The organism is Kitasatospora sp. P5_F3, assembly GCF_054049135.1.
Genome location: NZ_JBFUMY010000132.1, coordinates 1 through 7,331, shown reverse-complemented (window position 1 = coordinate 7,331; position 7,331 = coordinate 1). Strand labels below are relative to the sequence as shown.

Genomic DNA, 7,331 nt, shown 5'->3' with positions numbered 1-7,331 from the left:
CAGAGTGCCGAAACCCTCCCATCCCGGCCCCGGACGGCCACTGGGTTCGAAGAACCGCAAGCCGGCACCCCGCCACGACGTCGGCAAGACCGTTAAACGCGAACCCACGCTCCAAGCCCATCTCGCCGCGCGATGTTAAAGATCAAGCTGAGAATCGCAGGTCATAGTGGCTGGCGTGAGCGAGAGGTGGGGTGCTCGGGCTGGTCGACGGCGTGATCGCGGTCGGGTGGTCCTCTGTCAGCGGGAGATCTCCGCGCTCGTCAGGACGAGCAGGGCCCTGAAGGGCTCGTCCACCAGTGCCGGCCGTCCCTGTCGAGCGCCACCGTGAACATGGTTGCCGACCTGATCGCCGCCACCTGAAGAAGATCCGCTCGCGCTGGCGCAAGCTCCCTTGCGGCAGCGCTGGGAGCGGAGGACTCGATGTCCCGCGGACGTGCGGTGTGGCTCCCGGAGGCGCCAATCAAGTCGATCTAGATTGCCCGGATATGAGAGAAAATGTCGAAATTAGCCGTCGATCGGTGCTCAAGGCCATCCCCGCAGCCGCCGTCCTCGTGGCGGCGTCCGACGGGATCTTCTCCCAGCAGTGTGCGGTGGCGGCAACGGCGCCCTTCCCGCAGCCGGAGGTGAGGACCTCGCGATCGGTGCCCGGCTCGCGGAGGTCGGTTCTCGAACGGACGCTCGACGTGCGGTTCGCCGACACCTCCATCCCGGGCTACGGAACGGCCACCACGCGCACCTACAACGGTTCGATCCCGGGGCCGACCCTGCGCGTGCGCGGCGGGGACACCCTGCGGCTGACGCAGATCAACGGCCTGCCGCCCAACCAGGCCCACAACGGCAACCACAACAGGCCGCACAACGAGAACAGCTTCAACCTGCACACCCACGGAATGCACGTCTCCCCGTCCGGGGACGCCGACAACATCCTGCGCGAGTTCGCGCCGCGCACCGCCGACGAGGTCGCCGCCGGCACCCCGGAGCCGCAGTACGTGACCACCATCGACATCCCGGCCGACCACCCGGCCGGCACCTACTGGTACCACCCGCACCTGCACGGGGCCACGGCCGAGCAGATCGCCGGGGGGATGGCCGGGGTCATCATCGTCGAGGGCGATGTGGACGAGGTGCCGGAGATCCTGGCGGCCGTCGACGTCGTCGTGTGCATCAACGAACTCAAGCTCAAGGACGGCAGGGTTCCGGAGTTCACCGCCGCCGGTTCGCTGACCCGCATCCGGTCGACCTTCACTGTCAACGGCGCGGTCAACCCCACCGTTTCGCTGCGCCCGGGCGAGGTCCAGCGATGGCGGCTGGTGGCCGCCACCGCCTTCACTGTGCTGCCGCTGCAGATCACTGACAACGGGCAGAACCTGATGTTCCATCAGATCGCACAGGACGGCGTCACTTTCTCCGCGCCGCTCGCCACGGAGGTGGTGAGCCTGGCCATGGGCAACCGCGCCGACGTGCTGGTCCGGGGAGGCGAACCCGGCACGTACGAACTGCTGGCCAACGGGGTGTCCGGGCCCTTGATGACGATCGAGGTGGCAGGACAGCCCGTCGAACCGCCGATGGACCTGCCGACCTCGTTGCCACCCGGCAAGCCGTTCCTCGACGAGAACGACATCGCCAACCCCGACGCGGACCGCGAGGTGGTCTTCCACGTCGACGCGGCCGTCTTCGACGCGCCGTTCCCCAACGCCTACCGCGTCCTGGGCACCCACCCGACCCCCGCGGCCGACCCCGATGGTGATCCCACCCGCGATCCCGCATACGGCCTGTTCGACCCCGGCTATGCCAACCACACCCTGGAGCTCGACACTGTGGAGCGGTGGACCATCCGGACCGACGAGACCAAGCCGGAGTCCAACCACCCCTTCCACCTGCACACCAACCACGTCCTCGTCACCCACAGGAACGGCCAACGGCTCGACCCGCCGATCTGGCAGGACACCATCGGCCTGGCCGGCGGCAAACCCGGCGACTCCGTCACCTTCCTCGTCAAGTACGAGGACTTCACCGGCCGCACCGTCGCCCACTGCCACCAACTCCAACACGAAGACCTCGGCATGATGCAGCTCATCGACTACGTCGAACTGTGACTGCCGGGCCGGAACACGCCGCGCAACCACCGAGCCCATGAGAGTGGGAGATGTGCTCGGTTCTCCAACACGTTGGAGCTTGACTCTGTCGGTGATCTTGGGGGTCCGTGGCTGAGTAGCGTGATCAGTGGGCAGGCTCGCGGCTGGTGATGCAGATCGACCCAGTGGCGAGGTGCGCGTTGTCCGTCCGTCTCCGTTTCGGTGAGCAGATTCCCGCTCTGACTGTGCAGGTCGCACGGGCGAGCAATCCGAAAGGGACGACGGCGATGTGGGTGCGGGACCGGTTGGACGGGTTGTGGCACGACGAGGATTTCGCCGGCTGGTACCCACGCGACGGCCGTCCCGGTCTCTCGCCTGCCCAGCTGGCCACCGTCTGCGTGCTGCAGTTCCTGCTCGGCCTGTCGGACCGTCAGGCCGCGGAAGCGGTCCGCTGCCGTATCGATTTCAAGTACGCGCTGGCCATGGAGCTGGACGATCCCGGCTTCCACCACAGCGTGCTGGCCGACTTCCGCGAGCGGCTCGCCTGCGACGACCGTGCCGACCGTCTCCTGGATCTGGCGCTCACGCGCCTGAAGGAGGCCGGACTCGTGACCGAGCGCACCACCCAACGCACCGACTCCACCCATGTGTTGGCCGCGGTGCGCGACCTGACCCGGCTGGAGCTTGTCACCGAGTCGGTCCGTGCCGCATTGGAGGAAGTGGCCCGCACGGCCGGGCATCTGCTGGTCGGCCTGGTTGATGAGGACTGGGGCCGCCGCTACGGCCGTCCGGTCCGTCTGGGCAAGAACCCCACCCGGCCCAAGACCCGGATCCCCCGATCGCGATCCTGGCGAACCCTCGGCAGCTGACCGCGACCCCCAAGATCACCGACAGAGTCAAGCTTAGGTCAGTCTCTGACCAGGACGGCCTGCTGTCTGACCGTCCCCGCCCTGCGCTCCCTGCGGTGGAGGTGCGGGGTCTTCAATCGGTGTGCCGCGGATGTCGCGGCGGTGGGTGGCCGACGGAAGGTGTGGCACATGACCGAGTTCGTGGCGTTGGAGGGCGGGCGCATCGCCTGCGACGTGGTCGGCGAAGGCCCGCTCGTGGTGCTGTCGCACGGCATGGGCACCTGGCGCCAGGACTTCCGGCATCTGATGCCCAAGCTGGTCGGCGCGGGGTACCGGGTGGTCAACGCGGACCTGCGGGGGCACGGACAGTCCAGCACCAACTGGGCTTCGGTGACAGGGAAGCACGCCATCAGCCGGACCGACGTCGCCGGTGATCTGCTCGGGATCGTCCGGCACTTCGGCGGGCCCGCGACGATCGTCGGACACTCCATGTCCGGCGGCGCCGCCACCATCGCCGCGGCCCTGACCCCCGAACTGGTGACCGCGATCGTGGAGATCAACCCGTTCACCAGGGTCTCGAAGGTGGATGCAGGCGCGCTGCTCACCGTCCGGCGCTACCGCCGGGGCGGCCTGCGGCTGATCGGGACGCAACTGCTGAAGTCCCGTGGAATGTGGCGCAGTTACCTCGACATCGCGTATCCAGGCAAGCCCGACGACTACGGGCGGCAGATCGACGACCTCATGACGGCGCTGCGGCGGCCCGGGCGGTGGGAGGAGTTCATGAAGACCGGCCGGACCACTCCGGCCGACGCCGAGGCACGGCTGGCGGAGGTGGAGTGCCCGGCGCTGGTGATCATGGGCGCCCAGGACCCGGACTTTCCCGACCCGGTGGCCGAGGGCGAGGCGATCGTCGCGGCCATGCCGGAAGGGCTCGGGCGGGTCGCCGTGATCGAGGACGGCGGGCACTACCCCCACGCGCAGTCCAGCGACCAGGTCGCCGAACTGGTCATCGCCTTCCTGCGGGAGCACGCCGGCGACACCGGCCGGCGCACCGGGTGACCGGTGGCGGCCGAATGGGGGTCACAACGTCCCCTGCTCGCGGCGATGATGGTGACATGCCTTCACCCCGCACCGTCGTCCTCGTGGTGTACGACGGTATTCAACTGACCGAACTGGCCGGTCCGATGGACGTGTTCAACGCGGCGAACACCGTGTTGGAAACCACGGCCTACCGGCTGGTGACGGCGGCGCCGCGGGCGGGGGCCGTCACCGCCGACGGCGGGCTGAGGTTCCACGTCGAGCACTCGATCCGGGGGGCCGCCCTCGGCGAGCCGGACATCGACACGATGATCGTGATCGGCGGCTTCGGGGCGTTCGACCCGTCGACGTCCCAGGAGGTGGTCCGGGAGCTTCCCCGGCTCGCCGGGCTTTCGCAGCGCGTCGCCGCGGTGTGCGCCGGCTCGATACTGCTGGCCGCAGCCGGGCTGCTCGACGGGTACCGCGCGACGACGCACTGGGGCGCGACCGAGCAGCTCGCCCAGCGCCACCCGCGGGTGCGGGTCGAACCGGACCGGATCTACGTGCACGACCGCAACCGGTGGACCTCGGCAGGGGTGACCGCCAGCATCGATCTCGCGCTGGCCCTCGTCGAGTACGACCACGGAGCCGAACTGGCACAGTCCATCGCCCGCAGGCTGGTCGTCTTCACCCGAAGGCCCGGCGGCCAGACCCAGTTCAGCGCCCAACTGCGCGCCCAGAACGCACGGACCCCGGCCATCCGGTCCGTCCAGGACTGGCTGCCCGACCACCTCGACCAAGACCTGAGCGTGGCGGCCCTGGCGTGCCGGGCGGGAATGAGCGAGCGGAACTTCGCCCGCGCCTTCCGCGCCGAAACCGGCAGCACCCCGGCCGACCTCGTCGAGAGCCTCCGCCTCGAAGCGGCCTGCCGCCTGCTCGAGACGACCGTCCTGACCGTCGGCGCCATCGCCAGGACGGTCGGGTACCGACACGGCGAGACCCTCCACCGCGTCTTCTCCCGCCGCCTGGCCACCACCCCGGACCGCTACCGCCGGAACTTCCCGATGTCCGCTCCCGCGAACACGCGCCCACGACGGCCCGTCAGTGGGCGGTGACCCGGAAGGACCAAGGGTCTTTGCTGATCACGGGTCGGTCGACGAGCCGACGGCCGTCCCCTGATGGGACAGACCGGCCGTCTGGGTGGCAGGGTCGACGTCCAAGGCGTCAAAGCGGCTGCAGATGCTCCGGTTCCAAGTCGGCTCGGATAGCTGGTAACAGGCACTCATTCGGACCGCGTCGTATTCCCCAGCTCCAGGGGCAGGTCGGCGGCACTGTCCGGGTCAACGCGCGGATCCGCGTCGGCCGCGAGGTCGGCCTGGAGGGCGGTGGCCGCCCAGGCGGCGTTGTCCGCGTCCCGGCGAATGCGCGCGACGGCGTTCTTCGCGGAGGCGGCTCCATGACCCGGTCACTCTGGAGGCGATCGACCCCCACGTCGGCCCGCCCGTGTGGCACGCCCCCACGATCCGCCTCGCACCTCAACACCGCGAGAGCACGTAGCCGTCTTGATGTCAGGCCGGTCATGACACGCTTCGGCGGCGGCCACCGCGGCGTGCGGGACGTTCTGATGCTGGTCTGCGACGGGCTCACCGGCCTGCCCGACGCCGTGAACACCGTCTGGCCGGACACCATCGTGCAGACCTGTGCAGTGCATCTGCTGCGGAACTCCTTCCGCTACGCGGCCCGCCAGTACTGGGCGAAGATCGCCCGCGCGCTCAAGCCGGTCTACACCGCGCCGACCGAGGACGCCGCCCTGGAGCGGTTCATGGAGTTCGCCGAGGCATGGGGCAAGAAGTACCCAGCGATCGTCCGGCTGTGGGAGAGCTCCTGGGCGGAGTTCGTCCCGTTCCTCCAGTTCGACGTGGAGATCCGCAAAATCGTGGCGCTGGCCGCCTCAACTCTGCACCGCCGTACCTACGACCGCTGGATGTCGGGGGACAACACACCTCGCGGAGCAGCGGCGGAGATCGTCTGCCGGATGTTCGAGCTACCGCGCACCCGTCGCAACCCGCCACGGGTTCAGCGATTGTGGAAGCTCGCGCAGCCGAGTGGCTTTGGAGCGTTGGGACGAACTGCTCAGCCGGTGGCCCACACATGGCTGTGACTCCTCGTCATCGGTGCTCGCCGCGGTTGGCGCACCGTCATCTGTGGAGCTGCGGCACGCCGGTCTGTCTCGGATGCTCCAGGCCCGGCGCGCCTTCGTCCTTGCCTTCGCCGACCCAGAACTGGCGGACGACGAAATCGATCTGGCCGCCCGCCTGCTGACCGGGCTCAACCTGATCGCCACCACTTTCACCGTCGCCACCGCCGCCGCCCTCCTGCGCGACGCCCGGATCCCCGCCTTCCACCGGCCCGCCACGCTGCGGCGGGCTGACACCGGCAACTTCAGATCCTCGCCTCGCGGGGCCGGTGGTCGTGCTGCGGCGACCTGGGCCGGTTGGCCTGCCCGGGTCCCTTTCCGGTCAGGGCCGGGGCGGGACGAGCAGGCGCCGGCCGGCGCTCGCGCCGCCGTCGACGAAGACGCAGGCCCCGGTCATGTAGGCGAAGTCGTCCGCCGCCAGGCCCAGGACCGCTTGCGCGATGTCCTCGGGCGAGGCGATGCGGTGCAACCCGTCGACGTTCTGGTCCCCCAGCCACGCACTCGCGGTGGCCCAGGTCGCGTCGTCCATACCCGGCGGCCGTACCAGCGCGGTGTCCGTGGTGCCCGGCATGATCGCGTTGACCCGGATGCCGTCCCGGCCGTAGTCGAGCGCGGCGGCCTGCACCAGGCCCTGGACCGCGCGCTTGCCCGCCGAGTAGGCGGCGCCCTGCGGCCGGGCCACCTCGACGGCGGAGGACGAGGTCACGATCACCACCCCGCCACCGCGGGCGATCAGGTGGGGGATCTGGTACTTCATCGACAGGAACACGCCCCGCGCGTTGGTCGCCATCACGTCGTCGAAGGTGTCGGTGCCAAGCTCGTGCAGCCGGGCGGTGCGGCTGATGCCCGCGTTGTTGAAGGCGATGTCCAGGCCGCCGAAGGAGTTGACGGTCTGTCGGACGAAGTTCTCCACGTCCTTCTCGACCCGGACGTCGGCCCGGACGTAGCGGGCGGTACCGCCCGCTAGGCGGATCTCGTGCTCCACCTGGGCCCCGAGCTCGGCACGCCGCCCGCAGAAGCCGACTGCGGCGCCCTGGGCGGCGAAGGCCAGAGCGGTGGCGCGGCCGATTCCCGAGGTGGCTCCGGTGATGGCCACCACCTTTCCGGCGAAACGTCCTCGCGGCGCGGTCCGCGCCGGGGAGGCGGCGGCGGTCGGTGCGGCGGCCAGGCCTGCCATGCCGAGCAGGCCGGCCG

6 protein-coding genes and 1 pseudogene are annotated in these 7,331 nt (G+C 69.8%); 5 read left to right on the top strand and 2 right to left on the bottom strand.

The features are described from left to right. Window positions 1-485: 485 nt before the first annotated feature. The 5 genes and pseudogenes from ACXJMZ_RS35785 to ACXJMZ_RS35765 all read left to right on the top strand — a co-directional run. Window positions 486-2,096, top strand: coding sequence for a multicopper oxidase family protein (locus ACXJMZ_RS35785; RefSeq protein ID WP_457034183.1), 1,611 nt, complete (start codon window positions 486-488; stop codon window positions 2,094-2,096). A 149-nt stretch (window positions 2,097-2,245) separates the two neighbouring features. Beyond that, window positions 2,246-2,944, top strand: a complete 699-nt coding sequence (locus ACXJMZ_RS35780; protein ID WP_457034184.1) for a transposase — start codon at window positions 2,246-2,248, stop codon at window positions 2,942-2,944. 168 nt (window positions 2,945-3,112) lie between these two features. Beyond that, window positions 3,113-3,982: an alpha/beta fold hydrolase gene (locus ACXJMZ_RS35775; RefSeq protein WP_457034182.1), complete on the top strand. Its 870-nt coding sequence runs from the start codon at window positions 3,113-3,115 to the stop codon at window positions 3,980-3,982. A 56-nt stretch (window positions 3,983-4,038) separates the two neighbouring features. After that, window positions 4,039-5,055, top strand: a complete 1,017-nt coding sequence (locus tag ACXJMZ_RS35770) for a GlxA family transcriptional regulator (RefSeq protein ID WP_457034181.1) — start codon at window positions 4,039-4,041, stop codon at window positions 5,053-5,055. 485 nt (window positions 5,056-5,540) lie between these two features. Then, window positions 5,541-5,879, top strand: a pseudogene (locus ACXJMZ_RS35765) (transposase); the annotation flags it as partial. A 259-nt stretch (window positions 5,880-6,138) separates the two neighbouring features. On the opposite strand, the gene ACXJMZ_RS35760 reads toward ACXJMZ_RS35765, so the two are convergent. Both ACXJMZ_RS35760 and ACXJMZ_RS35755 read right to left on the bottom strand, forming a co-directional pair. Then, on the bottom strand, window positions 6,139-6,345 hold the full coding sequence (locus tag ACXJMZ_RS35760; protein WP_457034180.1) for a hypothetical protein: 207 nt from the start codon (window positions 6,343-6,345) through the stop codon (window positions 6,139-6,141). A 114-nt stretch (window positions 6,346-6,459) separates the two neighbouring features. Next, window positions 6,460-7,331: SDR family NAD(P)-dependent oxidoreductase (locus ACXJMZ_RS35755; protein WP_457034179.1), on the bottom strand; the 872-nt coding region annotated here is incomplete at its 5' end.